Origin of the sequence: Qipengyuania huizhouensis (assembly GCF_019711635.1) — a bacterium.
Taxonomy (GTDB): domain Bacteria; phylum Pseudomonadota; class Alphaproteobacteria; order Sphingomonadales; family Sphingomonadaceae; genus Qipengyuania; species Qipengyuania huizhouensis.
Genome location: NZ_JAIGNT010000019.1, coordinates 1 through 24,810, shown reverse-complemented (window position 1 = coordinate 24,810; position 24,810 = coordinate 1). Strand labels below are relative to the sequence as shown.

The 24,810-nt window shown below is 59.9% G+C and carries 26 protein-coding genes; 12 read left to right on the top strand and 14 right to left on the bottom strand.

Going from position 1 to position 24,810, the window contains the following annotated elements:
- Window positions 1–244: hypothetical protein (locus tag K3180_RS12555; protein WP_221541291.1), on the bottom strand; the 244-nt coding region annotated here is incomplete at its 3' end.
- A gap of 1,194 nt (window positions 245–1,438) precedes the next feature.
- Here K3180_RS12555 and K3180_RS12550 point away from each other — a divergent pair.
- From K3180_RS12550 to K3180_RS12540, 3 genes are all read left to right on the top strand, one after another.
- Window positions 1,439–2,371 carry a hypothetical protein gene (locus K3180_RS12550; protein ID WP_221541290.1) on the top strand — a complete coding sequence of 311 codons (933 nt, stop codon included), beginning with the start codon at window positions 1,439–1,441 and terminating at the stop codon, window positions 2,369–2,371.
- A 421-nt stretch (window positions 2,372–2,792) separates the two neighbouring features.
- Window positions 2,793–3,230, top strand: coding sequence for a CHRD domain-containing protein (locus tag K3180_RS12545; RefSeq protein WP_221541289.1), 438 nt, complete (start codon window positions 2,793–2,795; stop codon window positions 3,228–3,230).
- An 88-nt stretch (window positions 3,231–3,318) separates the two neighbouring features.
- Window positions 3,319–3,960 carry a TIGR02466 family protein gene (locus K3180_RS12540; RefSeq protein ID WP_221541288.1) on the top strand — a complete coding sequence of 214 codons (642 nt, stop codon included), beginning with the start codon at window positions 3,319–3,321 and terminating at the stop codon, window positions 3,958–3,960.
- Window positions 3,961–3,982: 22 nt separating this feature from the next.
- Here the strand turns inward: K3180_RS12540 and K3180_RS12535 are convergent, their stop codons facing one another.
- Both K3180_RS12535 and K3180_RS12530 read right to left on the bottom strand, forming a co-directional pair.
- Window positions 3,983–4,495 carry a septal ring lytic transglycosylase RlpA family protein gene (locus K3180_RS12535; RefSeq protein ID WP_221541287.1) on the bottom strand — a complete coding sequence of 171 codons (513 nt, stop codon included), beginning with the start codon at window positions 4,493–4,495 and terminating at the stop codon, window positions 3,983–3,985.
- Between the two features lie 939 nt (window positions 4,496–5,434).
- Complete coding sequence (locus tag K3180_RS12530) at window positions 5,435–6,649, bottom strand: argininosuccinate synthase (RefSeq protein ID WP_221541286.1); 1,215 nt, start codon at window positions 6,647–6,649, stop codon at window positions 5,435–5,437.
- Window positions 6,650–6,782: 133 nt separating this feature from the next.
- On the opposite strand from K3180_RS12530, the gene K3180_RS12525 reads away from it, so the two are divergent.
- A complete protein-coding gene (locus K3180_RS12525; RefSeq protein WP_221541285.1) occupies window positions 6,783–7,271 on the top strand; it encodes an MgtC/SapB family protein in 489 nt (162 codons plus the stop codon).
- Between the two features lie 3 nt (window positions 7,272–7,274).
- On the opposite strand, the gene K3180_RS12520 is transcribed toward K3180_RS12525, so the two are convergent.
- A complete protein-coding gene (locus K3180_RS12520) occupies window positions 7,275–8,564 on the bottom strand; it encodes an SAM-dependent methyltransferase (RefSeq protein WP_221541284.1) in 1,290 nt (429 codons plus the stop codon).
- A gap of 88 nt (window positions 8,565–8,652) precedes the next feature.
- Here K3180_RS12520 and K3180_RS12515 point away from each other — a divergent pair, with 88 nt between their 5' ends.
- Window positions 8,653–9,090 carry a DUF1801 domain-containing protein gene (locus tag K3180_RS12515; RefSeq protein WP_221541283.1) on the top strand — a complete coding sequence of 146 codons (438 nt, stop codon included), beginning with the start codon at window positions 8,653–8,655 and terminating at the stop codon, window positions 9,088–9,090.
- A 2-nt stretch (window positions 9,091–9,092) separates the two neighbouring features.
- Here K3180_RS12515 and K3180_RS12510 read toward each other — a convergent pair whose 3' ends face one another.
- The 7 genes from K3180_RS12510 to rlmN form a co-directional block, all read right to left on the bottom strand.
- Window positions 9,093–9,830 (bottom strand): molybdopterin-dependent oxidoreductase, encoded by a 738-nt coding sequence (locus K3180_RS12510; protein ID WP_221541282.1) that lies wholly within the window; start codon window positions 9,828–9,830, stop codon window positions 9,093–9,095.
- The gene (locus K3180_RS12505) at window positions 9,820–10,491 is read right to left on the bottom strand and encodes a cytochrome b/b6 domain-containing protein (RefSeq protein WP_221541281.1); all 672 of its coding nucleotides are present in this window, start codon (window positions 10,489–10,491) and stop codon (window positions 9,820–9,822) included. The genes K3180_RS12510 and K3180_RS12505 overlap by 11 nt, the downstream gene beginning before the upstream one ends.
- Window positions 10,488–11,258 carry an SDR family oxidoreductase gene (locus K3180_RS12500; RefSeq protein WP_221541280.1) on the bottom strand — a complete coding sequence of 257 codons (771 nt, stop codon included), beginning with the start codon at window positions 11,256–11,258 and terminating at the stop codon, window positions 10,488–10,490. Before K3180_RS12500 ends, K3180_RS12505 begins: the two co-directional genes overlap by 4 nt.
- Before the next feature lie 109 nt (window positions 11,259–11,367).
- Window positions 11,368–11,766, bottom strand: coding sequence for a glycine zipper 2TM domain-containing protein (locus K3180_RS12495; protein ID WP_221541279.1), 399 nt, complete (start codon window positions 11,764–11,766; stop codon window positions 11,368–11,370).
- A gap of 126 nt (window positions 11,767–11,892) precedes the next feature.
- On the bottom strand, window positions 11,893–12,543 hold the full coding sequence (locus tag K3180_RS12490; protein WP_221541278.1) for an MOSC domain-containing protein: 651 nt from the start codon (window positions 12,541–12,543) through the stop codon (window positions 11,893–11,895).
- Window positions 12,540–13,133 carry a class I SAM-dependent methyltransferase gene (locus tag K3180_RS12485; protein WP_221541277.1) on the bottom strand — a complete coding sequence of 198 codons (594 nt, stop codon included), beginning with the start codon at window positions 13,131–13,133 and terminating at the stop codon, window positions 12,540–12,542. The genes K3180_RS12490 and K3180_RS12485 overlap by 4 nt, the downstream gene beginning before the upstream one ends.
- A complete protein-coding gene (gene rlmN, locus K3180_RS12480) occupies window positions 13,130–14,380 on the bottom strand; it encodes a dual-specificity RNA methyltransferase RlmN (RefSeq protein ID WP_221541276.1) in 1,251 nt (416 codons plus the stop codon). Before rlmN ends, K3180_RS12485 begins: the two co-directional genes overlap by 4 nt.
- A gap of 298 nt (window positions 14,381–14,678) precedes the next feature.
- Here rlmN and K3180_RS12475 point away from each other — a divergent pair, with 298 nt between their 5' ends.
- Window positions 14,679–15,335, top strand: a complete 657-nt coding sequence (locus K3180_RS12475; RefSeq protein ID WP_221541275.1) for an outer membrane protein — start codon at window positions 14,679–14,681, stop codon at window positions 15,333–15,335.
- Window positions 15,336–15,395: 60 nt separating this feature from the next.
- On the opposite strand, the gene K3180_RS12470 is transcribed toward K3180_RS12475, so the two are convergent.
- From K3180_RS12470 to K3180_RS12460, 3 genes are read right to left on the bottom strand one after another with little or no spacing between them, the layout of a single operon-like run.
- Complete coding sequence (locus K3180_RS12470; protein ID WP_221541274.1) at window positions 15,396–15,887, bottom strand: invasion associated locus B family protein; 492 nt, start codon at window positions 15,885–15,887, stop codon at window positions 15,396–15,398.
- Window positions 15,880–16,359, bottom strand: coding sequence for a transcription elongation factor GreB (gene greB, locus K3180_RS12465; RefSeq protein ID WP_221541273.1), 480 nt, complete (start codon window positions 16,357–16,359; stop codon window positions 15,880–15,882). Before greB ends, K3180_RS12470 begins: the two co-directional genes overlap by 8 nt.
- 23 nt (window positions 16,360–16,382) lie before the next feature.
- Entirely contained in the window at window positions 16,383–18,305 is a 1,923-nt protein-coding gene (locus K3180_RS12460; protein WP_221541293.1) for a lytic transglycosylase domain-containing protein, read from the bottom strand.
- 137 nt (window positions 18,306–18,442) lie between these two features.
- On the opposite strand from K3180_RS12460, the gene dapA reads away from it, so the two are divergent.
- The 6 genes from dapA to K3180_RS12430 all read left to right on the top strand — a co-directional run bounded on the left by dapA (window position 18,443) and on the right by K3180_RS12430 (window position 24,524).
- The gene (gene dapA / locus K3180_RS12455; RefSeq protein ID WP_221541272.1) at window positions 18,443–19,324 is read left to right on the top strand and encodes a 4-hydroxy-tetrahydrodipicolinate synthase; all 882 of its coding nucleotides are present in this window, start codon (window positions 18,443–18,445) and stop codon (window positions 19,322–19,324) included.
- A gap of 40 nt (window positions 19,325–19,364) precedes the next feature.
- Complete coding sequence (gene smpB / locus K3180_RS12450; RefSeq protein WP_221541271.1) at window positions 19,365–19,847, top strand: SsrA-binding protein SmpB; 483 nt, start codon at window positions 19,365–19,367, stop codon at window positions 19,845–19,847.
- A 178-nt stretch (window positions 19,848–20,025) separates the two neighbouring features.
- Window positions 20,026–20,559 (top strand): DUF2062 domain-containing protein, encoded by a 534-nt coding sequence (locus tag K3180_RS12445; protein WP_221541292.1) that lies wholly within the window; start codon window positions 20,026–20,028, stop codon window positions 20,557–20,559.
- Window positions 20,556–23,030 carry a response regulator gene (locus tag K3180_RS12440; protein WP_221541270.1) on the top strand — a complete coding sequence of 825 codons (2,475 nt, stop codon included), beginning with the start codon at window positions 20,556–20,558 and terminating at the stop codon, window positions 23,028–23,030. Before K3180_RS12445 ends, K3180_RS12440 begins: the two co-directional genes overlap by 4 nt.
- Window positions 23,031–23,177: 147 nt before the next feature.
- Window positions 23,178–24,239 (top strand): recombinase RecA, encoded by a 1,062-nt coding sequence (recA, locus tag K3180_RS12435; RefSeq protein WP_221541269.1) that lies wholly within the window; start codon window positions 23,178–23,180, stop codon window positions 24,237–24,239.
- Between the two features lie 93 nt (window positions 24,240–24,332).
- On the top strand, window positions 24,333–24,524 hold the full coding sequence (locus tag K3180_RS12430; RefSeq protein WP_221541268.1) for a hypothetical protein: 192 nt from the start codon (window positions 24,333–24,335) through the stop codon (window positions 24,522–24,524).
- Window positions 24,525–24,810 lie beyond the last annotated feature (286 nt).

Below are 24,810 nucleotides of genomic sequence, written 5' to 3'. Positions count from 1 at the left end.
CAAGATAACCTCCGCAAAAGCTATCTTGAATCACATCTCGCAGCGATTGTGAATCCAGTTTGTCAACAGGGCCTAGTGCGATCCCTTTCGCAGGAGAAAACTTATAGGTCCCGTGTTGAATTTTCGCGGATATTGACCTGACATTCGCATCTTCGGTGCTCGAAAATTTGTCGATGTCGTCCCTAACATAAGGAGATGATGACCGACGCCCGTTAGTCTTGATGACCTGCCAGGCTTTCTTCAAATTTCCATGCTTGCGGACGAACGCGAGAAAGTCAGTAATACGCCCCTCCTAGTCTCTGGGCCCCGCTCTCATCGACCCATCCGACTTGCGCTATCCTCTGGGCAACGAGACTGGGTCCCGTTCCCCGCTAGGCCCTGAGTGCTTGCGCGTCCCAGAGCTTCGCCGTCCTGCTCACTCGCCACACCGATTAGTTCGGCTGACTCAGTTTGCATCGCCAGAGGCGAATACGCAACAGTTAGCGCGAGGAAAACTGCCGCGATATGCCAAACGAGTTTGGCACGTTTTTGCATGCGAAGCGGACCTTCCCTGAAAACTTGGCTCGCGCCCGAATTTCGCGAAATTTCACTTGCATGCTGGCCTTCCCTTCCATCTTAAAATTCCTACTAGCCGTCGAGCGAGCCCTTGTCGGTACGATAACGGCATCACGGTAGCCGGATGGGACTGCGCTATCCTCTGGGCAACGAGACTGGGTCCCGTTCCCCGCTAGGCCCTGAGTGCTTGCGCGTCCCAGAGCTTCGCCGTCCTGCTCACTCGCCACACCGATTAGTTCGGCTGACTCTGTTCGCATCGCCAGAGGCGTTTGGTTAATATAAGAGCAAGAATTGGAGGAACAAGGGAGTTGGTCTGAGGCAATCGCATTTACGGGGATAACTCGAAAATCTCTAGTTTTCGCGAACCTGAGACCTCGCGCAGGTTAATCTAATTGTGCCCGAGTGTAGGGCACGACAACCTCAATTTTCCTACACACCCCCGTCTGTATAAAGGACCCGGTTCCCTGCAATTCAGCCCACAGGTGAACCCATGCACAAGCTCTTTACTCCCGCCCGTCAGGGCCGCCTCGTGCCGTGGCCCTCTCCCCAGCCAGCCGAGCCCGCGCCACCACCCCCTGCCGAAACGCCCGCGCCGCAGCCCGCCGCTCCCGAACCGGAGCAGGTGGCCGAGCCGCGCGCGCGGATCGCCAACGCGCCGCGCCAGCGGGGCGAGGGCGGGGGTGCGGAGGCTCCCGACACGCCTGCCTCCGCTGGGGATGACGAGGGGCATCGTGAGGATCGCCCTTCCAATCTTCCCGCGATGATCGCGGCGCTGCCGGGGGACGAGACGCGCGCGCCGCAGACGCAGTTCACGCTCGATTTGCAGATCGCCTTCCTGGAAACGCTCGCCGTCAGCGGCAGCGTGCGCTCTGCCGCGCGGCGGGTGAAGATCTCGCACCAGAGCGTCTACCGCGCGCGCCGGTCCAGCGCCGCTTTCGGGCGGGCATGGGATGCGGCGCTGGTGGTCGCGCGCGGGCAGGCGGAGGCGCTGCTGGCCGATTACGCCATCGGCGGGGTGGAGGAAGACGTCTGGTATCACGGCGAGGTCGTGGGCAAGCGCGTGCGCGTGAGCGACCGGCTGCTGCTGGCCCATCTCGGGCGGCTCGACCGGATGCGCTCCGACACGCGGATCGATGCGCTGGCGGAGGATTTCGACGGCATGATCGCCCGCATGCGCGCCGGCGAACCTATCGATGCGCCGGTGGAGGAGGGGGCGGATGGTCCGGCCCACACCTCCGCTCACCCTGAGCCTGTCGAAGGGTCCTTGCGCCAGGCCAACCTGCTTCGACAGGCTCAGCATGAGCGGGAGACTGTTATGGGAGGAGCAGTCGGAAACACCCCCGGTTTTTCTTCGCCTGGACAGTGTAACACCCGGTCCATGTCTCAGGGTGCCGAGGCTCCTGCGGCACCCGGCGAACCGCCTTGTCCCTGCCCCGGTGCCGCGCAGGGGACCGATGGCGGGCAGCCGCATTACCGGAGGGGCGAGGAGGGGCTGGAGCCGGTCGTCAATGCGGACGGGTCCGGCCCGTGCTGCGATGCACCGCGCTGGCCCGAATGCAGCGAGTGCCCGCATCACCCGCGGGTGCGCGAGTTGCGGGAGGAGATGGAGCAGGAGCGGCCGATGGATGCGCCCGATCCCTATCTGCTGGGCGAGCCGCGCGAGGTCGAGCTGTGCCAGATGGCGGCCTATGACGCGGGGGACGAGGACTGGTACCGCTATGGCGAGGGCTATGCCTTCTACGAGCGCGGTGCCGGCGGGTACTGGCGCGAGGTGCAGGAGGAACACGCGCCGCAGCCGGAGGAAGAGGAGGAGTGATCCCGCGCGGCGGGGCGTGGGCGGCGTGGGGCAGGGCGTGTCCCCGCCTGATTGATTCGACCTGTGGGCGCGGCCATGCTAGATGCTGGGCATTGCCGTGCCGACTCCGGGGGCTTCTCGGTAACTGGAAGAGGTTGCTCGCACCGCTTTCGCCTTGTCATTAGGGATCGCACCCATGTCGGACTGGACTACAATTCTCATTGCAATAATCGTGTGCCTCGCAATCGCGTGGCCCGTGGGCGAATGGCTCGCGCGCCGCACGCGCTGACCCTCTGCATGATGGCGGTTCGCCGGCCGCCGCGACCTCCCACCGGCGCGCATTTCCCTTTTCCGACAACAGGTTTACACTGACCCCATCGGGGCCGAGTCCCTAAGTCGGACTCCTTCTTCGGGCCAAGGCCCCGGGGAAAGGAGACTGCAAATGCCCAACATGCGCAACGCGGCCCTGGCCGCCTCGCTCGCACTCGCGGCACTGCCGGTGTCTCCGGCGGGGGCGCAGGGTGACGATCTGCTCGCAGCCAACCTCTTCGGCGTGGAAGTCGAAGGCGGCGGCGCGGGCGAACGTGCAACCGGGGACTTCAACGGCATCTACATCCGCGCCAGCGGCGAGCTGTGCTACTATCTCGAAGCCGACGGCATCGGGGGCGATGCCACCGCCGCCCATATCCACAGGGGCAAGCGCGGCTCCACCGGCGCCGAACTGGTGACGCTGGAGATGGCGGAGATGGACGAGGTCTGCGTGGCGGTGGACCCGGGCACGATCGCGGCCATGCTGCGCTCGCCCGAGGATCACTACGTCGACATCCACACCGCCGCCCACCCCGAAGGCGCCGTACGCGGGCAGCTGAAGGACAACTAGGGCGGGGAAGCATTGGAGCGATGGTCTTGAACCGCGGCGCGCTGCGGGGTTAGGAAACCCGCGGACTGCAATCAGGGGGAATGCATTCATGGCCACTGCCGCCAAATCCGCCGCCGCGCGCGACTTTACCGTCAAGCCGCTCTTCGCAGAGCCCTACTTCGTCACCAACATCGGCGATGCGATCAGTGCGAAGCAGGTGGAGTTCATCAAGTCGGTCGAGATGATCGAGAACCAGATGAACCACATCTCGAAGGACCTCTACCTCTTCGACCGACCCGAGCTGAGAAGCGTGAAGAAGGCGGTGCACGAGGCGCTGGCGACCTTCGCGCAGGAGGTGATGGGGATTGCGCACCGGCTCGACGTAACGCAGAGCTGGGCGCTGATGAACCCGCCGGGCGTCGGAATGCATGCGCATACGCACTCGAACTCGCTGGTGTCGGGCTCGCTCTACTACGCACCCATGCCCGATCCGCCGGGCAACATGGTGTTCGAACGAACCAATGGATATCGGCAAATCGAGATGGAGGTCGATCCGGCGAAGACCAATATCTACAACACCCAGCGCAATGCCGTGGTGCCCAAGCAGGGTGATCTGGTGTTGTTCTCCAGCTCCATCCTGCACTTCGTGGAAACGAACCAGTCGCAGGAAAACCGGTATTCGATCGCCTTCAACACTTTCCCTCGCGGAAAGATCGGCAACTTCCGCGATGTCAGCGAACTGAAGCTCTAACGGCCTTCAAGTAGAAAAGCCCTCAGTCGAGCAGCGCCAGTTCGACGGTGCCGTGTCCGCGGGCGATCAGGCCGATGTCTTCGGCGGCGCGGCGGCTGAGATCGATCGTGCGGCCGCGGGTAAAGGGCCCGCGATCATTGATGCGGACGACGACCGTCTTGCCGGTGGAGGGGTTGGTGACCTGGACGCGGCTGCCGAAAGGCAAGGTGCGATGCGCGGCCGTGTAAGCGTGCATATCGAACCGCTCGCCACTTGCGGTTGGGCGGCCGTGAAAACGCTTGCCGTAATAGGAGGCGACACCGCTGCCGAGCGAAGTGGCTGCAGGCGCTTCCTCGATCGGAGGGTCGAATGTTTGGAGGTCGACCGCTTCGGTGCCCGGCTCGGGCGCGTCGGGCAACTCGCTATAGGGTGCGAACTGGCCGGAGAATGTAGGCTGGACGAAGGCGGTGCCCTCGTTGCCCTGAGAATGACCGGCGGTGCCGGGCAGCGCCAGGGCTGCAAGAAACACTATGCTGCGAAGCGCGCGTTTGGCCATGATCTGGACCTCCCGTTCGGTTCAGGAGGCTATAGAGAAGCTGGCAGGCGGAGTCGTTAACGGTTCGGGAGGCTGCCCCGATTTGGCCACGTTTCGTCGTGAGTTCGGGAAAGAAGAGGCTTTCCTACTGCATCTTGGGGGTGCCATGCCGCGGCACCACAACTAGCCGAATCCCTGTTCGGCGCGCGCTCTTTGACAATGTGGTAGGTGGCAGAAAGCAAATGGGGCCGGCATCGCTGCCGACCCCACTCTCACCGATGCGTGGCCGTGTTCCTTCAACCTAAGTTCAAGGGACGCAGACTTGGCATCCGATGTTTTCCCATCCATTCCGTCCGAAGACTTCACTTCAGGTTCTATCACCGGCGCTCGCACCGGCATCCGGATCTACCCTCCACTCGGCCCGGTTCGGCTGCGTCATGATTTTGCAATCACTCGCTTGCCTGGCCCAGCCGCGCTTCAACGGGCGGTTCCGCAGCCTGGCTTTCCGTTGATGGCCGGTACCTCGAACGGTTACATCGCCTTCCGGTCCGAAGACCTTTATACGACGCCACCATCGGCATCCGGCCGGGTAGGCCATGCTCACAACAGAACACCTTCGTACTTCCGTCATCGGCCCGCCTTGCGCCGGAGCAAGCTCCTTTGCATGAGGGTCTCAAGAGGCACGCGGACAGGTTCCGCTGCGTCTTCCCGGTTCCGAATTTCCAATGTCTTTCAAGTCGTTAGACCGCCCAGACCGGAAGCTTTCTTCGCCGTTCCGATAAATTGAAGCTGCGCCTGCTGCGCCGATTCTTCAAGCTGGCAAGTGCCGACTTATCCACTTTCCCCGCATTTCGCTGTGGAGGAGAGTGGATAAGTTAACGGTTCGTCGCGAATTTCCGAAATGCCAGACAGTATTGCCGCGTAATCTTGCGCTTTCATGTCAAGCTGCAGGGTAATTTTCTACCGATCACGCTTGGCAAGCAGTCGCAGGCGCAAGGCATTGAGCTTGATGAAGCCTTCCGCGTCCTTCTGGTCATAGGCGCCTGCATCGTCCTCGAAGGTGACATGCGCTTCGGAATAAAGCGAATTTGCAGACTTGCGGCCCACCACCATTGCATTGCCCTTGTAGAGCTTCAGCCGAACGGTGCCGCTTACCTTCTCCTGGCTGAGATCGACCGCGGCTTGCAGCATTTCGCGCTCGGGGCTGAACCACAGGCCGTTATACACTAGCTCGGCATAGCGCGGCATGAGTTCGTCCTTGAGATGCGCCGCGCCGCGATCGAGTGTGATCTGCTCGATCCCGCGATGCGCGCGGGCGTAGATCTCGCCGCCGGGGGTCTCGTACATGCCGCGGCTCTTCATACCAACGAAGCGATTCTCGACCAGATCGAGCCGACCGATACCATGCTTGCGGCCGAGATCGTTCAGCGCTGCCAGCAGCGTCGCCGGACTCATCGCTTCTCCGTTGAGCGAGACGCCATCGCCCTTCTCGAAGCCAATCTCGATATATTCAGGAGTGTCGGGCGCATCCTCCGGGTGATCGGTGCGCGAATAGACGTAATCCGGCGTTTCCTGCCACGGATCCTCGAGCACCTTGCCCTCGCTCGATGTGTGCAGGAGGTTCGCATCGGTGGAAAAGGGGCTCTCGCCACGTTTATCCTTGGGCACGGCGATCTGGTGCGCCTCGGCCCAGGCGATCAGGGCGGTGCGGCTGTTCAAATCCCATTCGCGCCATGGGGCAATCACTTTGATATCTGGATCGAGCGCATAGGCAGACAGTTCGAAACGCACCTGATCGTTGCCCTTGCCGGTGGCGCCGTGCGCAATGGCATCGGCCCCCGTTTCATGCGCGATCTCGACGAGGCGCTTGGAAATCAGAGGACGCGCGATGCTGGTGCCGAGCAGGTAATCGCCTTCATAGCGTGCGTTGGCGCGCATCATCGGGAACACGAAATCGCGCACGAACTCCTCGCGCAGATCCTCGATGAAGATGTGTTTGTCGGGAATACCCATCGCGCGCGCCTTCTCGCGCGCAGGCTCGATTTCCTCGCCCTGTCCAAGGTCGGCCGTGAAGGTAACCACCTCCAGCCCGCGCTCCACCTCGAGCCATTTGGCGATGACGGAAGTATCGAGGCCGCCCGAATAGGCAAGGACGACACGCTTTAGATCGGACATGGGCAACACCTTAGTTGAAGTCGCCGCGCCGCTAGCAGGGGGGCGGGCAGGTACGCAATCAAGAAGCGTTTGGAGGTCGGAAACCTTCCGGCACCTGACGCGCTTTGTGCCACAGGGGAAGGAAGGCAGCACGATGGAATTGAACGACCCGGTCCTGATGGAATGGCTGGACTATGACCTGCTCTCGCGGCTGGGCATCGCCGCCATCATCGGCCTACTGCTGGGGCTGGACCGCGAATTGCGAGGCCACGCCGCGGGAATGCGGACCCACGGTTTGATCTGCTTTTCCGCTGCAGCGATGACTGTTTCGGCGCTCGGACTCTTCAACACGCTTGATGCTGTGCGCGCCGACCCGCTGCGTATCTACGAGGCGGCGGGCGCTTTCATCGGTATCATCGGCGCGGGGCTGATCGTGTTCAGCAAGGGGCAGGTGCACAACCTCACCACCGCCGCGCATCTGTGGCTGGCGGCGGTTATCGGCATAGCCTGCGGGGCCGCACAATGGCCACTAGTAGCTATAGCGTTTGTGATCGGTGTGATCATGCTGACCCTGCTGCGGCTGGTCGAGCCGAAGGGCAGGGATCGCAAGCTAGGCAAAGAGGATGAGGGCAGGGAGGGCTGACGATTACTCCGCCGCTTCGCTCGGCGCCAGGTGCCAGTCGGGCACATTGCCTTCGTCCGCAGCCCGCAACCTTGCGCTCTCTTCCATGATCCACTCCCGCGTCATAGGGATGGCGCTGCGGTCCTTCACATAGATCAGCTGCCAGTTGACCATGTCGCCATGGCGGAAACTCTGTTCGGCGCCGGCAAGATAGTAGAGCCACATGCGGTAGAAAGTCTCGTCGTACATATCGACAATCTCGTCGCGGTGCATGACGGTGCGGTTGTACCATTCCTCCAGCGTGTGGCTGTAGTGGAAGCGCATCGCTTCGACGTCCATCACCTGCCAGCCATGCTTCTCGCTCTCGCTTACCAGTTCGGACAGGGCGGGGATGTAGCCGCCCGGGAAGATGTAGGTGCGCGTCCAGGCGTCGGTAAAGCCGGGAGGGCCAGCGCGTCCGCAGCAGTGGCTCATCATCACGCCGTCGGGTTTGAGCAGGCGGTTGGTGTGTTCGTAGAACTGCGGGTAGTGCGGCGTACCGACGTGTTCGAGAAGGCCGACCGAACTGATCCGGTCGAACTGGCCCTGCACATCGCGATAGTCGGTGAGAAAGAACTTGACCCGGTCCGCCATGCCCGCCTCTTCCGCGCGCTCCTTGCAGAAGGCGATCTGATCGGGGGCGAGGGCGACGCCGTGGACCTCCACATCGTAATGCCGCGCAAGGTAAAGCGCGAAGCCGCCCCATCCGCAGCCGATGTCGAGAATGCGCTGGCCGGGCTTGATATGCATCTTGGCGGCAAGATGAGCCTTCTTGTCGAGCTGCGCCTTTTCGAGCGAAGTGTTTTCAGGATCCTCGCGGTAATAGGCCATGGTGTACTGCCGGTCCTCGTCGAGGAAGAGCTCGTAAAGGCGGCGGGTAAGATTGTAGGTGTGTTCGGCGTTTTTCTTTGCCTTGCCGCGCAGGTTGATGCTGTCGGCCTTGGCAATAAGTCTCTGGGCGTTCCGGCGGAGCGCGCCCTTGGGTTTGAGGCGCTGATCGCCGGGGCGGCCCGCCTGCTGGGTGACAAACAGGATGAGGTCGCGGATATCGTGCGGCTCTTCCACGAGCAGCCAGCCCCACATGAACGCCTCGCCTGCGCCCATTTGGGGATAGCGCGCGATATGATTGGCGGCCTTCTTGTTGGTCAGGCGGATATGGATTGGCGGCTCGCCCGCATCGCCGGTTCCGTATTCGTAGGTCTTGCCGTCATGATCGGTAACGATCAGACGACCGTGTTTCACCGCAGACTTGAGAAATTTGTCGAGCAGCCACATTGATTTAAACTGTCCCCTTCACACCGATCATCCCGCGGGACCATGACACGGGATTGTCGCAAGTCAATCGGGTGCTAGGATTGCAGCCATGGCAGAGCCCAAGACCCAGATCACCGATGTCGATCCCGTAACCTTCATCGAAGGCGTGGAGCCTGAACGGAAGCGCGAGGAAGCCAAAGTCTTGGACGCGATGTTCCGCAGGGTCACGGGCGAACGGCCGAAGATGTGGGGGCCGAGTATCATCGGCTATGGCGAATACCGCACGACCTATGCCAGCGGCCGCGATGTCCACTGGCTGCGCAGCGGCTTCAGTCCGCGCAAAGCCAAACATTCACTCTATCTAATGGGCGGATATTGCGACGAGATCGCCGGAAAACGGCGTGACGAACTGCTGGAGAAAGTAGGTAAGTACAAAACCGGCAAGAGCTGTCTTTACGTCAACAAACTCTCCGATGTGGATATGGATGTGCTCGAGGAGCTGTTGCGCAACGACTGGGAGGCGATGGGGCGCATCTATCCCGAGTAGCGTCAGATTCCCGCATACCACTGATAGCCGCGGTCTTCCCAATAGCCGCCGTTTCCTTCGCCGATTTCTTCGAGGCTAGCGACGGCCTCGATGGCGGTGAGATATTTGGCGTGTTTGTAACCCAGTTGCCGCTCGATCCGCATGCGCAGCGGCGCCCCGTTGCGGATTGGCAGGGGCTCGCCGTTGAGCTGATGGGCCACGATGGTCTGGGGGTGATAGGCGTCGATCAGGTCGACGCTCTCGTAATAGTCTGCTCCATTCAGATTGTCGGCGCAGCGGAAGACGATGAACCTGGCTTCCGGCCTGAGTTTTGCCGCATCGAGCAGGACCGAGAGTTGCGGACCGGTCCACTCGCCGATCGCGCTCCAACCTTCCACGCAATCGTGGCGCGTTATCTGTGTGCGCTGGGGAAGGCGGCGGATATTATCGAGACTGAGGGTCATGGGGTTTTCGACCAGCCCGCGAACTTCGAGCCGCCAGTTGGCGAAGTTTTCGGCTGCTTGTTGCGGGTAATCCCCGTTCTGCGGATCGATGGAGCCATTGCCACGAAAGTATGGCGAGATGGCACTACGCGGATATTCGGGGGCCAGCGCCTTGCGGTCGGTCAGGAATCGGTGGGCGCCTTCATGCCATTTTTCTGCAGCGCCGAGCAGTTTCGACCCGGCGTTCGTTTCAGCCACCTTGTTGCAGCCGGCGACGAAGGCGGCACCGAGAACGGCAAGGAATCCCCTACGCTTCATGACTGCGCCCTCCGGTAATCATGTCGCGGATCTGTCCGAACGGACCGGCAAGCAGCACGAACACGACATGGACGATAAAGAAACCCAAAGTGGCGAATGCGAAGATGAAATGCAGGCTGCGCGCCGACTGCCTTCCGCCGAGAATTTCGATCAGCCAGCCGAAAGTCGGCTCCATGCCGGGGCTGATGGCGATGCCGGTGAACACCATCATTGGCAGGAATACACCCAGGACCAGCCCATAGGCGAGTTTCTGGAGGAAATTGTACTTGCCTTGGCCGTGGTCGAAATCGAGCCTGAGATGGGCCTTGATGTCTGCGGCTATCGCGGCGGGCTTCCAGTCTTTTCGGCTAGTGGCGATGTCACGTTTGAAATGCCGGTTTAGCAGCATGGCCATCCACATGAAGAGCAAGCCGAGCGCAAAGGGCCAGGCCATGAGGATATGCCAGTCGCGAGCCACGGCTAAACTGTAGTATCCGGGGATGGTCATCCAGTCGGGAAAGCGTGGCACGATGAGCCAGGCCTGCTCGGGTGCGAAGCCCCAGTCACCCCAGTAAAGGCGAGGATGCGCGTTGGAAATTGTGAGTCCCGACATGAACAGCATGACGACGCAAACGAGATTGATCCAGTGCCAAAGCCGGGTCGAGAGCTTGTGGCGCTTCATGCCTCTGCGGCTTCCCGTGCGAGATAGATGACATCGCGGCGCTGACGCAGCAGGTGTTGTCCGCTATCGACGAAGAGTGTCTGTCCACTCGCCAGATGCCCTTCCGCAAGGAAAAGTGCGGCTTCAGCTACTTCTCTGGCGGAAGTCCGCCGTCCGAGCAGGTTCATCCTGTGCGAGATTTCCGCTTCTTCGTCGCTCTGGTCATGGCTGGCGAGAATTGCGCCGGGGGCAAGGCCGTATACGCGGTCGTCCGGTCCGGCCGCGCCCAGGGAAAGCATAGCAATAGTGGAATCGAGCGCGTATTTGCTCATGGTATAGCTGAAGAAGTCCGGGTTCGGATTGGCGAGTTTCTGGTCGGTTATCTGAATGACCCTGCGCCCTGCACTGGACTTTGCATGTGCGAGATAGGCCTGAGCCATGCTTGCCGGACTGCGGGCATTTACCTGCATAACGCGTTCGTTCGTTTCGGGATCGAGCGCAGCCACATCATCAGGATCGAATATGGATGCACAATTCACCAGGGCGCGCCAATCCGGGAGTTTGGCTGCGAAGTTTCGGATCATGGCGATCCCCGCACCGGTATCGGATAAATCGGCTTCGATGGTCTCTGCGCTGGGAAGCTCGCCGGCGAGCGTCTCGGCGGCGTGTCCAGAGGAATTATAATGGATGACGACGTGCCATCCTGATTCGCCGAAGATGCGGGAGATGGCCCCGCCGATGCGTTTGGCTCCGCCCGTTACGAGCACCGAAGGTCTCTCCTGCCTCATGCAAGAGAGACCATAACACTGCATTTGCCGAAGGGAAGCTGCAGGAATGCAATCGGCGCCCCCACCGCTGGGTGACGACGCCGGGAATAGCGAGTTTCGGATCCGGGTTTTACCGGCAGCGGAGGCTTCCGCGGTCGATCTCGCGACCGACGACTGCACCAACGGCGCCGCCAAGGATCGCTCCGAGCGTGCGGTCGCCGCGACCGGCAAGTTCATGTCCGGCAAGGGCACCGACGCCGGCGCCGATCACCAGTCCTGTAGTGCCATTGTCGCGCTTGCAATAATAACGGCCGTCGCGGCCCCGCCACATGTAGCTGTTACGGGAGATGCGGCGCGGCTGCACATAATAGCCGCGGTCGTCATACATGCGGTGGCGGTGGGCCCGGTCCTTAGCACGCTTGCCATGGGCCGGTGCCCAGGACGGCGGATCGGCCGCCGCCGGTGTTGCGGTGCCGACTCCGGTCAAAGCCAGAGCAGCAGCGCCGAATGCGATTGTAAATTTTTTCATTATATGTCCCCTTTATCAGGTCTCTGGCGACTAGATTGCTCAGCGGAATACAACCGCGGATGAACGGATGCGATTAGCTCGAAATTAGCGATAAACTGTGTGGGACAATCGGATGAGCCGTGCAGCTCAGCGCAATTTCGCTTCGAGCTTGGCTTGCCATTGCGGCCCGAGTCGCCGGATCGAAAGCAGATCGCGCACTTCGGATGGCGTGAAATCGCGCTTCGGATCAAAAAGCAGGCCGAAAGCTTTATCCACGCTCCACCGGGTCTGGAATCGCTCGACCAGTTCGATGCGGTCGCCTGCCGTCGCTTCTCCTTCTTCGATCACGCGGAAATACCAGCCGCAGCGCCGATTGGCGATAATCCGGCGAACCATTTCTTTGCGACGGAAATGCCTTTCGAGTGTGCTGCAGGGCTGACGACCCATGCTGAGTTCGAGAAGAGCGGTACCGAGACGATAGCGATCACCAATATAGACCTGAGACTCGGTAAGCCCTTCTGCATAGAGGTTTTCACCGAAAGCCCCAGGTAAGGCCAGGCGGTCGACATCGGGAATTTCACGGCGCCAAGAGGGATAGTGGTCGGCGGCATAGACATGGACCGCCATATGCTCGCCGCCGTGATGTTTTCGATCCGACTGGGTGTCGCCTTCAAGGCCCATCCGGTCGATTCTGACCGGGCCGTCCACGATGTGCTTGTCGATCGAACTGATCTTGCCATCGGCCAAAGGAGCTGGCTGGCCTACGCATAATGCATGGACGATCGCGCCTTCGCTCACGGCCGCGTCACCGTCAGAGCGATCCAGTTGCGCATTGTTCCATCGGCTCCTTTACCACGATAGATTTCGGTTTCGAGTAATTCGAAACCGGCGCCGCGATAGGTGCTTTCGATCCACTCGGGATCGGGGAAGTTATGCAGCCGTCCCAACAAGCAGCGGCCCTCGCTATCGCCCAGTTTGTAATTGGCAAAATGCAGACCGCCAGGCTTCAAAGCACAATAGATCGCACCGAGCACTTCGGGTAGATCGCGACGGGCAACATGCAACAGACAAGCGTGCGCCCAGACTGCATCATACTCTTCCTTGGCCTGCAGTTCGTCGAAGCGCATGGCCCGTGCACCTACACCAAAGCGCTCATTTGCCTTGCGCACCATTGCCGGGACTGCATCGGTTGCATCGAGATCGAAGCCACGTTCGATAATTCGCGCTGAATCGCGTCCACCGCCGCATCCGAGTTCCAGGATGGGGACACCGGGCTCCAGGCGGTCGAGAAATGTGTCCAGATGGCGGCTAGGGGCTTGGCCGAAGCTCAATGTATAGCGCGGCGCGTTCGCCTCATAGTAGGCGATCGTCGCCGCGTCGGCGCTCACGCGGGAGCGACCTCTATTGCCTCAGCGGCTTCACGATCACGCTGTGCCCGGCTTTTCTTTTCGGCAGAGGTTTTGAGCTGGCCGCACGCAGCATCGATGTCCCGACCACGCGGGGTTCGCACAGGGGCGGAAATACCGCCTTCAAACACTATATCGGAAAAGCGCTTCACCCGTTCGGGCGTCGAGCATTCATAGCCTGCGCCGGGCCACGGGTTGAAGGGGATCAGGTTGACCTTGGCGGGCAGCTTGTACTGCTTGATGAGCCGGACGAGTTCGCGGGCATGCTCGTCGCTATCGTTCTTGTCCCTCAGCATGACGTATTCGAAGGTAATGCGCCGGGCATTGCTTGCACCCGGATAGGCCGCGCAGGCCGCCAGCAATTCTTCGATGCCGTATTTCTTGTTCAGCGGAACGATTTCGTCGCGGATTTCCTTCGTCACCGCGTGTAGTGAGACCGCAAGATTCACGCCGATTTCCTCGCCGCAGCGATCCATCATGGGGACGACGCCACTGGTCGAGAGCGTAATGCGGCGCTTGGACAGGGCAAGACCGTCACCGTCCATAACCAGCTTCAACGCGCTCTTCACATTGTCGAAATTATAAAGCGGTTCGCCCATGCCCATCATTACGATATTGGTGAGTAAACGGCCATCGGACGTATATTCAGCGCTGTCTTCCACATCGTCGAGACCGGCCATGGATCCCTTGGGCCATTCACCCAAGGCATCGCGTGCCAGCATGACCTGGCCGACTATTTCACCCGGTGTCAGGTTGCGGACAAGTTTCATCGTGCCCGTGTGGCAGAAACGGCAATTCAGCGTGCAACCTACCTGGCTCGATACGCACAGCGTCCCGCGATCCGCATCAGGAATGAAGACCATTTCGAACTCGTGCCCGTCGGCTGTCTTCAACAACCATTTGCGGGTTCCGTCGGTCGAATGCTGCGCTTCGACGACTTCGGGCCGACCGATCACGAAGCGCTCCGCCAACCACGGGCGCATGGTCTTGGCGATATCGGTCATCGCTTCGAATTCCGTCACGCCGCGATGATATAGCCAGTGGAACACCTGCTTGGCACGCAACTTGGCCTGTCTGGCTTCCAGTCCCGCGTTTGCGAAAAGTTCGCGTATACGATCTTTCGGCAAGCCGATGAGGTCCACGCGGCCATCATCGCGCGGCGTTATATCACGCGCGACGGGAACCGGGTCGATTTGCCCGGGAATGCTCATCAAAATCGTATCTGCCATGGGAGCCCCGCATATAGGTAAATTCGGAATGAATTGAAAGCCTGAGCGAAGGGGCGGAACAATTCCCGACATTTCACCTGGGTTCCGCCGTTAGTGGATTTTGCAATTCCATTCGTCGACATTTTTTGCACCGCACAATTCGTCGCTGGAAAATGTCGTTTCATCGCGGGTTATGTGGCTAAAAAACCACGCTTTCTTGTTGTGCAGCGTTCATGAAACTGATCCCGCTTTCGCTCCGTTCTGAAGGTCCACGCGGTCGGAAATGAAGATCGCGGACAACAAAACGGAGTTCGAAAAAATGAAAACCACCTCAGCCCTTCTCGTAGCAGGTTCGATGCTTGCCGTTGCCACTCCTGCGATGGCGCAGGATAGCGAGAACTTCGATGGCTTCCGCGTAGAAGCCCTTGCCGGTTACGACGTCAGCCAGGCAGGTAGCAGCCAGGATATCGAGGGCGAAAACGACGAATCGATCGAAGGCGTCAGTTATGGTGTTGGCCTGGGCTATGATTACGATGCCGGCGGCGTCGTGCTTGGTCTAGAAGGCGAATATGCCGGTTCGACCGCAGAAGTAGAATATGACGACGGTGATGTAGAGACATTCGGCATTGGCAACGTCTCCGCAGGTCGCGACCTCTACGCCGGCGCCCGCATCGGCGTAAAGGCGAATGACGACCTTCTGGTCTATGCCAAGGGCGGTTACACCAACGCGACCTATGACATCCGATCGGCAAGCGGTAATACGGAGTATCGCGCCGATATCGATACCGATGGATATCGAGTAGGCGCAGGCGTTGAATATGCTCTGAGCGGTAACACCTTCGCCAAGGTCGAATACCGTTACTCGAACTACTCGGATGCTGAAATCGATTACGAAGGCGATGCGCCGGATGTCGATCTCGGGGAAATCGACCTTGATCGCCACCAGGTGATGGCTGGGTTCGGTATGCGTTTCTAAGCGCTATTCGCATCCACGCAAACAGAGGCCGGGAGCATCGCTGCTCCCGGCCTTTCTATATCAGCGACGCATGCAGGCGAGCGCTGCGGCATCGATGGCTGATGCGGCGCCTGCCAGCGGGTATCTGTCCGAAAAACGGCGACCACGTGCATCTATCGCATATATTGTCATGGTTTGGGCGTTCCTGATGGCAGCCACAATTGCTCTGTCCATCGAGGTATCTTTCGCCCAGGCATCTGCCTTGCCCGGAACCAGCACGAAACTGGCTTGGCCGATCCGTAGAGTAACGCGCTGATTTTCACCTAGCGCCCGTGACAGGCGGAAGTGCGCCTGTCCGCGGATCCGCCTTGCAGGCCAGGTACCGATAGTCGCATAAGGCTGGAAATCGCGTTGCCGCTGGCTCGTTTCGGCTTCTGCAATGGCATAGCAGCGGGGCACCGATGCATCGCGAAATGCCGCCCAGGTAGAAAAGACGCCCAGGCTGTCCTTCGCGAACAGCGGACCCGCCACTGTCGCGGCGAGGGCTAAACCGATGGCCGCATATCTACGCATAGTCGATCGCGCACACTTCCCATTCCTTGTCGCCTGATGGCAGATGGACAGTGCGCAGGTCGCCTACGAGGGCACCTTTGAGTGCGCGAGCAAGCGGGCTGGACCAGCCGATGCGCCCCCGGCTTGCATCCTGCTCATCATCGCCGACCAGCGTCAGTTCCCGGCGGATATCGTCCTCGTCGGCGACGGTTACCGTCGCACCGAAGAAAACTCGGTCCTTGTCCGGTTGGTCTTGCGGTGCGAGCACTCGCGCGGCTTTCATCCGCCGCGCCAGATGGCCAAGCTCGCGGTCGATCTCGCGCATGCGCTTGCGACCGTAGAGATAGTCGCCATTCTCGCTTCGATCACCGTTACCGGCGGCCCAGCTGACTATCTCCACGATCTCAGGTCGTTCGGTGCCGAGCAGGTGATCGTAGCGCGCTTTCAGCGCGGCATAGCCTGCAGGCGTGATCGGATTGGTCTTGCCCTCCATGACGGGCAAGTTCCTAGCGCATGTCAGCCCGGAAGGTAATGCCGGATATCCTTTTGGGCAGCCGACGACTTGTCCGGATTCATATTAGCATAGGAAACGGCGTTTCCGATAACGCGCATCACATAATAGCGCGTCTCGAAATTGGACGGGATCTGCTCGATCCAGGTCACCCAGTCGACCGCGCCGGTGCGCGGATCGCCATTAAGGCGCAACCATTCATTCACCCGGCCCGGGCCAGCATTATAAGCGGCAATCGCAAGCGGATAGGCACCGTTGTACCGATCCATCAGACGGGCGAAATGCGCGTCGCCGAGGCGGATATTGTAGCTTGGGCTTTCGGTAAGATTGGCGGACATGTACTGCACGCCGATCTTGCCCGCTTCTTCGCGAGCGGTACCCGGCATCAACTGCATCATCCCGCGAGCACCGGCATGGCTGACGCGCGTACGATCGAATTCGCTTTCCTGGCGAGCGATGGCGTGGACCATTGTCCAGTTCGCGCCCGCATGGGTCGAGACAGTCGGGAAACCGAGGCGCTCGAAGCCGATTACGCCGGTTTCTCCAGCCACCATTCCGGCAACCACCGCCATTTCATTGAGGCCGGTCTCCCGCGCCAGCTCTGCGACAAGAGCCATTTCGGTGGGCGTATCGGCATTCTCGGCAATGGCTTCGAAGAAAGCGCGCTCGGTGCGCCAGTCGCGCCGGTTGCGCGCAATATCGCGCAGTGCGAGCGTCAGTGGCTCGGCCTGAAAGGCCAGGCGGGTACCCGCATCGATTCCGGTCGTCAGAACCGGCTCGAAAGCGGGCAGGGGCCTGCCCAGTTCGCTGAGGGCGAGCTGGCCATAATAATAGTCGGGATATTCTGCCGCCATGGTCCAATATCTCTGGGCTTCGGCACGATCGCCAGCGCGCGCTGCAGCGCGGCCTGCCCAGTAAAAACCCTTGGAGCGGGTAAGGGGGGTCTTCGCCCCGGTCCCGTAGCGATAGAATAGCGGCGCAGCGCGCGCGCCGTCGCCAAGCGACCAAAGCGCCTTCGTGCCGCCCAGCCACATGAGGTCGGTGTATTTGTCTCTAAGTGCAAATGAACCCTCCGAAACATCCGTTCCGGGTGCGAAGAGATCGTCCACCTTCGACGCGATGTTTACCGCGCTCCGAGCATCGGCGCCCTGGGCCACGCGGAGTGCTTCACTCACGAAATCTGCTGCTTCGAAAGCAGGCGAGGAGAAGTCGGCTCGGGTCGAGAGAAGATTGATCGCCGAAGGCAGCTGGCCATTGCTACGATAGAATCTAGCGAGATTGTAAACATAGCCGCTGTCGTTGAGAGCACCATCGGGTACTGGCAGCCCGGCCTGGCTTGGCGTGCTGCCCTGAAGAAGGGCCAGCCTGGCCTGCGCCATCGATCGGTATGTCGGCGAAACCCGCACGATCTGGCGCGTGGCGGCTTCTGGATTACCTTGCCAAAGCAGCGCATCCATTCGCGCATCGTGGTCTTCGGGCAAAAGATTCTGCGAGAACAGGCCCTGCATATATGCCTCGGCAGGACCGCTCATGGTTCCACCACGCCATGCTTCGCGCGCCAGCTCGGTGGCTTCGGGACGGTTCATTGCCGCCAGTGCAAGTGCATAGCGTGCCTTGGCACTGTTGGTGATCGGCGGATGCGCGTCGAAGAACTGGACCAGAGCTTGCGGGGTTACTGCATCACGATCCAGCGCAGTTTCCGCGCGACGCTGCAAGAGATCCTGTTTCGGGAAATTGGGATAGTCGGTGATGAAACCGGCATACTGTGCGAAGCCGAGATTGTCGGTCTTGGTCAAATATTCCCACTGGCCGATCGCTTGCGAAATCCGCGTCGGCTGCTGGGCGACCAGCGAATTACCCTGATCCGGCCAGCTGGTCGGCGTTTGTGCATGCGCGGCAACGGGCATAGCAAGCGCGGTGCCAGCCATAAGTGCGAGTGACAAATAAGTTTTCCGGTCCATGCTGGACATACTGCCCGGCCCCTCCTTATCAGGTGGTGAATGAATTGTGTCGGCGGGTGCCTAAATTGCCCGCATTTCATACCTCTAACGTAGGACGGACGTAAATGTTCTCAGGCTCGATTCCGGCTCTGGCGACTCCATTTCGCGACGGATCGTTCGACGAGGCCGCTTTCCGCAAGCTCGTTGATTGGCAAATAGAAAACGGCAGCAAGGCTTTGGTGCCCTGCGGTACGACCGGTGAGGCTTCTACACTATCGAATGCGGAGCATCATCGCGTCATTGAAGTCTGCATCGAACAGGCAGCCGGGCGCGTACCGGTTATTGCCGGTTGCGGAAGCAATGACACACGCAATGCCCTGTTGCACATGCAGTTTTCGAAAAAGGCCGGGGCAGCTGCTGGGTTGTGCGTGGCACCTTACTACAACCGCCCCAGTCAGGCCGGCTTGATTGCGCATTTCAGCTTTCTGGCAGAAAACAGCGATCTGCCTATCGTGCTCTACAATGTTCCCAGCAGGACCGTGACGGATATTGAGGACGAAACCGTAGTCGAACTGGTGCGGAAATATCCCACTCGGATCGTGGCCATCAAGGACGCTAGCGGCGACCTTTCACGCGTTGCGGATCATCGCATGGGACTCGATCATGAATTTTGCCAATTGTCGGGCAATGATGAACTGTGGTTGCCGCACTCGGCTGCGGGTGGCTCCGGGTGCATTTCGGTTACCGCAAACGTTGCGCCTGCGCTATGCGCCGAATTCCATGAGGCCATTGCCGCCAACGAACTGATCAAGGCCCGCGAATTGAACGACAGGCTGTTCCCGCTCCACTACGCCATGTTCTCCGACGCCAGCCCGGCGCCGGTCAAATACGCGCTGAGCCGGGTGCACGACTGGTTTTCCTGCGACGTACGTCTGCCGCTGTGCAATGCCAGTGAAGCGAGCCGCAAGGCGGTGGACGAGGCCCTGGAGCATGCTGGCTTGGTTTGACTTGGCATAACGACTTCGGCACCCTAGATGCGCGCACCCTATGGCACGTCCCAAGCCCGCCACTTTCGACAAGCAGAAAACCGTCGCCGACAATCGGCGTGTGCGGTTCGACTACCATGTCGAAGACGTTTTCGAAGCAGGACTGGCGCTGCAGGGAACCGAGGTGAAGGCGTTGAGGGCTGGCGAGGCGTCGATCAAAGAAAGCTACGCCGAAGTTCGTGATGGCCAGGTGTGGCTCGTCAACGCCAACATTCCGGAGTATTCTCATGGCAATCGGCTCAACCACGAGCCACGTCGTCCGCGCAAGCTCTTGCTCCATGAACGAGAAATCGAGAAGCTGTTCGGTGCTGTCGAGCGCAAGGGGATGACGCTTGTTCCCTTGTCGATCTATTTCAACTCGACGGGTAGGGCAAAGGTGGAGCTTGCACTGGCCAAGGGCAAACAGGCCCATGACAAGCGGCAGACTATCAAGGACCGCGACTGGAAGCGCGACAAGGCGCGGTTAATGCGCGAAAAGGGATAAATAGCTCGCTCCCCTTCCGTATCGGGTTTGTGCTAACCACATCCATGATCATGCCTGTTTTGCCGCTCCACTCGCACGACCTGCCTATGCGCCCCGCCTCGATCGAGCGTTCTGCGGGGCTGCATCCGTGAAGGGGTTCAAGTCAAAGACTTTCCTCGCGGACGTATTCCGCAAGTATATGCCGACACGCGAAGAAATGGCGGAAAACCGCTTTCTTAAGCCGATCGCTCACCGGTTCCTTTCTCCCGAGTTATGGCGTTTTACCCGCCGCAGCGTTCCGCGGGGGGTTGCATTGGGGCTGTTCGCAGCTTTCATCGTGCCGATCGGGCAGATTTTCCTCGCCGCTTTCATGGCCTTGCCTGCGCGGGCTAATGTTCCGCTTGCTGCGCTCGTGACTTTTGTCACCAATCCCTTCACCCTACCGTTCTGGCTGTTTTTCGCGAACAGGACCGGGCATGTCGTTCTGAATCTCGATGCTGCCGTGGGGGCAGGCGCGGGGCGGCTGGCTGAAGACACCGGAGCATTGGCCGGGTGGCTGGAAGTCGGTGGAGTTACCGCATTCGGCTTTCTCGTGCTCGCTTTGGTGAGCGCGGCTGTCGGTTACCTTGCTGCAGGTTTCGTCTGGCGCTTTCTTGTCGCCCGGAGGAGGGAGAAGAGACTGGAACGTATGGAAGCGCGGCTCGACGAACGTCTGGGTGAGGAAAGCGAATGAGGCTGGACGGAGATCGCGATCTCGAGGGGTTACCACCGCTTCCGCTTATTCTCGGCATCGTCCTCGCGTTTGCTTTATCTGTCGCTCTCGTCTGGTTGGCAGCGGGAACGGTTGTCGTCGCCAGCGCATATGGCGGTACTCTGCTTGTCGTCGTGCTTACCTTGCTGCTGGCTCCACGTTTCAAGCCGGAAATGCCAGCAGATGGTTTTGCAAATCCCGATTGGAGCGTGACGGCCGCAGCTATTCAGAATCGGCGTCGCGGTGTCGCCGTGATCGACCGTGCAAATCGGCTGACCTGTGCGAATTCGACATATGAAAAATGGTTCGGCGCCGATCTTGCGCCGCACGAGATCCAGTTCAGCGATGCAGATTCCGGCAAGTTATCCGAGGCTGCAAGGAAAGCCTGGCGGGAAGGCCATGCCGAATGCACCGAACTGACCATTGCGTCAGGCAAAAAAGCCTACGGGCTGACGATAGAGCGCGTGGGGAGGGGGGAGGATTACCTGGTCTGGCGCTTCGGAGAGATCGTCAAGCAACGAAGCTATGATGGTATCGCCGAACGCATTTCCGGGCCGTTCGGGTCGATTATATCCCGTTCCGGGATCGAATTGGCGCTCGTTGCGCCCGATGGAATCGTCCAGGTTGCTACACCTGGCCTGGCCGAAAGGGCGATTGGTGCAAAGGATGTGACGCTAAGCGGGCAGGAATTCGTGCAGTTGCTCCGATCCGACGACCGCGATCGTATCTTCTTTGCCCGGGAAGGACAGCAGGGGTCGCCCCAAACGCTGGTCCATGTTCCTCTCGATCCGCCGGCAGGGCTGGATGAGGAGGAGGCGCCGGCGCTTATGGTGCTGGTGGATAGCACAGTCGGGATCGGTGGCGGCTGGCAAGGCAGCGGCAAGGCCGCGATCCCGCAACTGGAGGCGCTGCTCTCGGCCTTGCCCCTAGGGCTGGCGCTTACGGATCGCGACGGTCGATTTCTCTTTGCCAACAAGGCATTTCTTCGTGCCGTGGAGCGGGAAGAGAACGGACTACCGCAATTTCCTTCGGATCTAGTGGTTCGCGAGGACAAGGCTGCAATAGCCGATACGGTACGTAGATTTGCCAAGGGCGCCACCTCGAGCGGTGACATGGCAGTGCGACTGGCCAACGACAAGGAAGAGCCGGTCTCGATCGGGCTTGCCGGAGTGCGAGGACTGGGCGACGCGGCCGTATTGCTTTCGATAAGCGATTCCAGTGAAGAAAAAAGGCTGCGCCGCCAGGTAGCACAGGCCACAAAGATGCAGGCAGTTGGCCAGCTTGCCGGGGGCGTCGCGCACGATTTCAACAACGTATTGACGGCGATCATCGGCTATTGCGATCTCATGCTGCTCCGTCACACGCCGGGCGATAGCGATTACGACGATATCCAGCAGATCAAGGCGAATTCCAATCGTGCGGCATCGCTTACCCGCCAATTGCTTGCCTTCAGCCGTCAACAGACCTTGCGACCGGTAGTCCTGCAGATGCCGGATGTCGTCAGCGAGGTCAGCCAGCTCCTGAAACGCCTCATGGGCGATAAAGTCGAATTCTCGGTTCGCCACGACCGGGAGCTTGGGCCGGTTCGTGCGGACCCGCAGCAGCTGGAACAGGTGATTATCAATTTGGCAGTTAATGCGCGCGATGCGATGCAGAGCCATGCTGCGCGACTTGGAAAGCAGGACTGGAAAGGCCGGCTGACGCTCGCGACCCGGCGCGTCTCGGCACGCGATGTGCGCAAGATGGGCATCGATATCATGCCGGCAGACGATTATACCGTGCTCATCGTGCAGGATACTGGCGGCGGCATATCGCCCGAGCACCTCAACAAGATTTTCGAGCCCTTCTTTACCACCAAGGAGCAGGGGAAGGGTACGGGGCTTGGCTTGTCGACGGTATACGGGATAGTGAAGCAGTCCAACGGCTTCATCTTTGCCGACAACGTTTCCGAGGCGGGCGGTGGGCCGACCGGCGCACGTTTCACGGTCTATCTTCCGGTCCACAAGGGCGAACTGCCGGAAAAGCAAAACGGGGAGAATGGCGATGAAGCCAAGGCCAGCGAATGGTCGGGTGGTGGCAAGCTGTTGCTCGTGGAAGACGAGGATATGGTCCGTGCGGTCGCGGAGCGTGCGCTGACGCGCGCCGGCTACAGCGTGACTACCGCTCGCGATGGGGAAGAGGGTTTGGCCGAGATCGCGAATGGCGCAGTGGAATTCGATCTGGTTGTGTCCGATGTGGTCATGCCGGCCATGGATGGCCCCGCCATGGCCAGAGCCATCCGCAAGGTGAAACCGAAATTGCCGATTCTGTTCATGTCGGGATATGCGGAAGAACAACTGCGCAATGACATCGATATCGAAAACATGCACTTCATCCCGAAACCTTTCAGCGTTCAGCAAATTAACGCCAAGGTTTCCGAAGTGCTGGGAGAGCAGATAAAAGCCGAAGCGTGATGCTCTCGGAACACCTCACATTGCATGGGCGATCTGCTCCATAAGAAAAGTTTCGTTCCACTCTTGTTCTATTGGAACAAACGCGGTACACCCTTTCCCAGTTGAAGAGTCGGATGTGGCTCTGGAAAAGCGAAAGGGGAATGTGTCATGGCGGCTAGTCTGAAGTTGATAGAGGGAAAACAAGTGGACTCAGATCGCCAGAAGGCATTGGACGCCGCTCTCGCACAGATCGATCGTGCATTCGGCAAAGGCTCGGCGATGAAGCTGGGCCAGAAGGAAGCCATGCAGGTCGAAGCTATCTCGACCGGTTCCCTGGGTCTCGATATCGCATTGGGCGTGGGCGGATTGCCCAAGGGCCGCGTGATCGAGGTTTACGGACCCGAAAGCTCCGGCAAGACTACGCTTGCGTTACATTGCATTGCGGAAGCGCAGAAAGCGGGCGGTACTGCCGCTTTCGTCGACGCCGAACACGCGCTCGACCCGGTCTACGCCAAGAAGCTAGGCGTGGATATCGACGAATTGATCATATCGCAGCCCGATACGGGCGAGCAGGCGCTGGAGATTACCGATACTCTGGTGCGATCGAATGCGGTCGATATCCTCGTGGTCGACTCGGTCGCCGCGCTTGTGCCGCGCGCCGAGATCGAAGGTGAAATGGGTGATAGTCATGTCGGCTTGCAGGCCCGCCTCATGTCGCAATCGCTGCGTAAGCTGACCGGTTCGATCAATCGTTCGAAATGCATGGTCATCTTCATCAATCAGCTGCGCATGAAGATCGGTGTGATGTACGGTAATCCGGAAACCACCACCGGCGGCAATGCGCTCAAGTTCTATGCCTCGGTCCGCCTCGATATCCGTCGGACCGGCCAGATCAAGGACCGTGACGAGGTGATCGGCAATGCGACCCGTGTGAAGGTCGTCAAGAACAAGGTCGCCCCTCCGTTCAAGCAGGTCGAGTTCGACATCATGTATGGCGAAGGTATCTCCAAGATCGGCGAAATTCTCGATCTTGGCGTAAAAGCCGGCGTGGTCGAAAAGTCGGGCAGCTGGTTTAGCTACGACAGCGTCCGCATTGGCCAGGGCCGCGAGAACGCGAAGACCTTCCTCAAGGAAAACCCCGAAATGTGCGCCAAGTTGGAAGCTGCGATCCGCGGCAAAACCGATGAGGTCGCCGAAGAGATGATGACGGGTCCGGACGCGGAAGACTGATCTCATCTCTTCAAGCGGGAGCGCGTGCGGCACTTTTCCCCGTTGCACGTTCGGTCGGACTGTCCCCGACGCTCCCGGAAACACGGAAAGCCGGTGCGCGCGCGCAATTTGTGCCGCACCGGCTTTTCGCGTTCGAAATGCGTCGAAGATATCCTTACCGCAGCGAAAGGGCAGGCGGACGAAATATCTGCGATCGACTATCCGACGATCGCCCGATGTAGCTACAATGCTCTGGAAGGCGCGGTGTCCTGCTTTCTCCGGTTCGATCCGACCGCGCCCGGATAGCGAGGCTCCACGGAGAGGGTAGAAACACCACAAGCATGTTTGTTCAGCGTATTGCAGGGAATACCACCAGCCTTCGCATAGGCTTTTCTGTGGCGTCATGGCCGCAATTGCTATGCGTCGGGGACAATCTCCCAAAAAGTAGTCGCGCTACTTGCTCCTCCAAGAATAACTTGCAGTAGAAGGATCACCGCATCTTTGCAGGATTGTATTAGGCCCTGTTGACAAACTGATTGGTCCAGAGGCGGGCGGCGGCGATATGTATGAAGCCGAGATAGCTTGCTGAGGT

Bases quoted from the DNA above. Each gene is read 5' to 3' on its own strand.
- K3180_RS12545 (WP_221541289.1), top strand. From the start codon at position 2,793: ATGCCCAACATGCGCAACGCGGCCCTGGCCGCCTCGCTCGCACTCGCG.
- K3180_RS12540 (WP_221541288.1), top strand. From the start codon at position 3,319: ATGGCCACTGCCGCCAAATCCGCCGCCGCGCGCGACTTTACCGTCAAG.
- K3180_RS12535 (WP_221541287.1), bottom strand. From the start codon at position 4,495: ATGGCCAAACGCGCGCTTCGCAGCATAGTGTTTCTTGCAGCCCTGGCG.
- K3180_RS12530 (WP_221541286.1), bottom strand. From the start codon at position 6,649: ATGTCCGATCTAAAGCGTGTCGTCCTTGCCTATTCGGGCGGCCTCGAT.
- K3180_RS12525 (WP_221541285.1), top strand. From the start codon at position 6,783: ATGGAATTGAACGACCCGGTCCTGATGGAATGGCTGGACTATGACCTG.
- K3180_RS12520 (WP_221541284.1), bottom strand. From the start codon at position 8,564: ATGTGGCTGCTCGACAAATTTCTCAAGTCTGCGGTGAAACACGGTCGT.
- K3180_RS12515 (WP_221541283.1), top strand. From the start codon at position 8,653: ATGGCAGAGCCCAAGACCCAGATCACCGATGTCGATCCCGTAACCTTC.
- K3180_RS12510 (WP_221541282.1), bottom strand. From the start codon at position 9,830: ATGAAGCGTAGGGGATTCCTTGCCGTTCTCGGTGCCGCCTTCGTCGCC.
- K3180_RS12505 (WP_221541281.1), bottom strand. From the start codon at position 10,491: ATGAAGCGCCACAAGCTCTCGACCCGGCTTTGGCACTGGATCAATCTC.
- K3180_RS12500 (WP_221541280.1), bottom strand. From the start codon at position 11,258: ATGAGGCAGGAGAGACCTTCGGTGCTCGTAACGGGCGGAGCCAAACGC.
- K3180_RS12495 (WP_221541279.1), bottom strand. From the start codon at position 11,766: ATGAAAAAATTTACAATCGCATTCGGCGCTGCTGCTCTGGCTTTGACC.
- rlmN (WP_221541276.1), bottom strand. From the start codon at position 14,380: ATGGCAGATACGATTTTGATGAGCATTCCCGGGCAAATCGACCCGGTT.
- K3180_RS12475 (WP_221541275.1), top strand. From the start codon at position 14,679: ATGAAAACCACCTCAGCCCTTCTCGTAGCAGGTTCGATGCTTGCCGTT.
- K3180_RS12470 (WP_221541274.1), bottom strand. From the start codon at position 15,887: ATGCGTAGATATGCGGCCATCGGTTTAGCCCTCGCCGCGACAGTGGCG.
- greB (WP_221541273.1), bottom strand. From the start codon at position 16,359: ATGGAGGGCAAGACCAATCCGATCACGCCTGCAGGCTATGCCGCGCTG.
- K3180_RS12460 (WP_221541293.1), bottom strand. From the start codon at position 18,305: ATGGCTGGCACCGCGCTTGCTATGCCCGTTGCCGCGCATGCACAAACG.
- dapA (WP_221541272.1), top strand. From the start codon at position 18,443: ATGTTCTCAGGCTCGATTCCGGCTCTGGCGACTCCATTTCGCGACGGA.
- smpB (WP_221541271.1), top strand. From the start codon at position 19,365: ATGGCACGTCCCAAGCCCGCCACTTTCGACAAGCAGAAAACCGTCGCC.
- K3180_RS12445 (WP_221541292.1), top strand. From the start codon at position 20,026: ATGCCGACACGCGAAGAAATGGCGGAAAACCGCTTTCTTAAGCCGATC.
- K3180_RS12440 (WP_221541270.1), top strand. From the start codon at position 20,556: ATGAGGCTGGACGGAGATCGCGATCTCGAGGGGTTACCACCGCTTCCG.
- recA (WP_221541269.1), top strand. From the start codon at position 23,178: ATGGCGGCTAGTCTGAAGTTGATAGAGGGAAAACAAGTGGACTCAGAT.